At 34.6% G+C, this 1203-nt stretch carries 1 pseudogene; it reads left to right on the top strand.

Annotated elements, in window-relative coordinates:
* The first annotated feature begins 297 nt into the window (after window positions 1-297).
* Window positions 298-587 (top strand): annotated as a pseudogene (locus tag ACU52_RS15705) (ISAon1 family transposase N-terminal region protein).
* Window positions 588-1203 lie beyond the last annotated feature (616 nt).

Below are 1203 nucleotides of genomic sequence, written 5' to 3'. Positions count from 1 at the left end.
AACTTATGGGACGGATCGGAATGATATGATGATGGAATCCGTTATTTTAGATCTTGTTAGGCTATCTTTGTGATGTGTATATCGAATGAGGGTTTTTAATTATGTGTTGGTGGCAAGGATATTATAAGGTTCATCCGATATGATACTGTTTCAAAAAAGTGAGTCTGATAAGCAATTAAAAAGGGACAGTAGAAATTTAGTGTATATTTATTTTATTAATTCCATATAAATTCCGACCTTTGCTTTATTGAAACAAATCAATTGGAAGTTCTTGCGCGTATCGTGCTGCCTTCAGAAATGCTGGATTATTTTAATATAGTAAGTATAGAACAGCCCTTTAGTGAGATTTGTATTCATCTTGATGAGTAAATGAATCTTCATTTATTTGAATATGTATATTTCGGGTCAAAAGGTTTTATGAACCCTGTTCATGTTACAGATTTCCCAATTCGTGACCATAATGTTGTTTTAATTATACGTCGTTGCAGATTGATAGATATACGTACAGGCAAGAGGTTTAGTCTCCAATTATGCTTGATGTGGCCTGCCAGGGCACCCGTTACCCCAATGAGTTCGAGACTTTTTAAAAAGAGACATATGGAGACATCCCAGGTGACTTGCTGTACACTTGAGACATTCTATAACATAAATGCACATACGTTTGAAAAGCAGTGCAAAGAATAATTAAGCGTTTTTGGGTAGTGTTTCATCGAGTGTGTCTGAATCAAGTTGACTTAACCCCGAATCGGGTATTAGGATTCGATCGGATTCTTGCTTTATATTGAGCGGATTTTCCTTAGATTTTTCGCAGGCATAGCAGGCTAAGTCAGGAAGAAGCTGGCAAAAAGTCGCCAATAGAAAACAAAAGGGCGGCTGAAAGCATGAAGGCACAAAATAGATCTTTGTCTATTTTGAGTTTTTCACGAATATCCTGCTTTATTGTATTCTTCAACAATTCGTCTTATCTACGACAGATCTAAGCCTCAGTGGCATTATTTTGTTGTAAAGCCTGGTGATTTTAATATATTTCTTATGTTTACTAAAAGTTTTATAGCAATTATTTCAAGGGAGTAGTATAAGGCGGTATGTTTGTGCTGTTTCAACTATTTCTTTAGTTTGTAATAATCAAAATACGGAGGGATGATAAATTTTGCATAATAATTTTTGCGTTTTATACTTGTTGCTCATTGTAATATTTATTAT

This window comes from Xylanibacter rarus, assembly GCF_001275135.1.
Lineage (GTDB): Bacteria > Bacteroidota > Bacteroidia > Bacteroidales > Bacteroidaceae > Prevotella > Prevotella rara.
Note: the sequence above shows the minus strand (reverse complement) of the source record. Positions and strands in the feature narration are given on the sequence as shown.